Raw genomic sequence first — 1,604 nt, 5'->3', positions numbered from 1 at the left:
TGGGGTTCTCTACGGGGGGGTCACCTACCACCGCCGCCGGGCGGAGACCGCCCATCGGGACCTCGAAACCTCCAACCAGCAGCTACAGGTGTTGAGTCGGGTGTTCCGTCACAACGTCCGAAACGACCTCAACGTGATCCGCGGGTACGCGGACCTCCTCGGCGACCGGGTCGACGACGACCGGAGCGAGGGGTACGTCGAGACGATCCGAGAGACGACCGACGACGTCGTCGCGATAAGCGAGAAGCTCCGAGTGATCGAGGACGCGTCCTCCGAGCCCCCGGACGGCCGCGTCGACCTCGTCGATGCGGTCCGCGAGGCGGTCGGATCCGTCGACGTCGACGACGCCGAGGTCACGGTTGAGACCCCCTCGGCGGCGTGGATCCGCGCGGACGACTCCGTCGCGTTCCCGATCCGCGAGGTGTTCGAGAACGCGGTCACGCACAACGACGCCTCGACCCGACGCGTGGAGGCGACCATCCGCGAGAACGGGACGACCACGTGTCTGGAGGTCACCGACAACGGCCCGGGGATCCCCCAGGACGAGCGCGCCGTGTTACAGGCCGAAGAGGAGACGGCGCTCTCGCACGCGAGCAGCATCGGGCTGTGGCTGGTCAAGTGGATGTGCGAGACGCAGGGCGGCACCGTTCGGTTCGAGGCGGGCGACGACGGCACCACGGTTCGGCTCCGGTTCGAGTCGACGACCCCGCCCGCTACTCCAACTCGGTGATAGTCACGGCGTACACCGCGCCGCAGTTTCCGCATTCCACGTGAACCCCGCGGCTGGTCTCCCCCCGGGTGAACTCGGAGATCTCCTCCGAACACGAACACTCGAACTGTACCTTCATTGACTCCCCTCCGTTCTTCTCGTATTTAAACGAACCCGATACGGACTCAACGGCGAAAACCGGAGATCGCGTTACCGCGACCCACGGATTGCGGTCCGCCGGCCGCAGCCAGCGTCAGTCGTCGTCGACGATCACTTCGACAGGTCCGTCGTCGTCCTCGGACGCCCCCTCCTCGGAGACGGCCGCGCCGCCGGACTGCTGTTGCTGGTAGTACAGCCCGCCGGCGACCGCGAGGACGACCCACGACCGCCAGTTGGCGAGGTTCAGCGTGTAGCCGATGCCGAACGGCTTCTCGACGAGCATCCCCTTGTCGGGCTGCCAGTACGACGAGAGCAGCCGTCCGAGGCTCGGACGCTCGAAGTTGTACGGAATGCCGAGAATCTCTCCCGACGACTGTTTGTCTGCCATACGACTCACTCTATCGGCCGGCACTATAAATCGTGGCGCAACCGCTCTCCGATCGCGCCGCGCGGCCCGGCCGTCCGGCGGGCCGTTCGCTTCAGCGCCGTCAGCGGTACCGACCGCGGTCGGCGACGTCCCGAAGCCGGTCGAGGACATCGGGGTCGCCAGCGGACTCGTACCCCGCCTCGAACGCCGCGATCAGCGGATCGGGGTCGCCGCGGTCGCCGGACCGACCCTCCGACACGTGGAGGTCCGACTCGCGTGGTCCTCGACGTGACCGTACTGGTAGCCGACGTCCGAACGTACGATCAGGTAGTCCCCGACCGTCTCGTTCGACTCGCCCCCGCCGTCCGG

Annotated in this window: 4 protein-coding genes; 1 reads left to right on the top strand and 3 read right to left on the bottom strand. The window is 67.5% G+C overall.

The genetic code is table 11. From position 1 onward, the window contains the following. On the top strand, positions 1 to 730 hold a 730-nt coding region (locus tag BN903_RS13280), incomplete at its 5' end, for a sensor histidine kinase KdpD (RefSeq protein ID WP_048078241.1). Here the strand turns inward: BN903_RS13280 and BN903_RS18370 are convergent. From BN903_RS18370 to BN903_RS18815, 3 genes are all read right to left on the bottom strand, one after another. Beyond that, positions 714 to 848, bottom strand: coding sequence for a hypothetical protein (locus tag BN903_RS18370; protein WP_004597316.1), 135 nt, complete (start codon positions 846 to 848; stop codon positions 714 to 716). The genes BN903_RS13280 and BN903_RS18370 overlap by 17 nt on opposite strands. Before the next feature lie 114 nt (positions 849 to 962). Beyond that, complete coding sequence (locus BN903_RS13275) at positions 963 to 1,256, bottom strand: DUF5808 domain-containing protein (RefSeq protein WP_048078194.1); 294 nt, start codon at positions 1,254 to 1,256, stop codon at positions 963 to 965. 100 nt (positions 1,257 to 1,356) lie between these two features. Further along, positions 1,357 to 1,494: a hypothetical protein gene (locus BN903_RS18815; RefSeq protein WP_394296249.1), complete on the bottom strand. Its 138-nt coding sequence runs from the start codon at positions 1,492 to 1,494 to the stop codon at positions 1,357 to 1,359. Positions 1,495 to 1,604: the final 110 nt, after the last annotated feature.

Source organism: Halorubrum sp. AJ67 (assembly GCF_000513435.1).
Note: the sequence above shows the minus strand (reverse complement) of the source record. Positions and strands in the feature narration are given on the sequence as shown.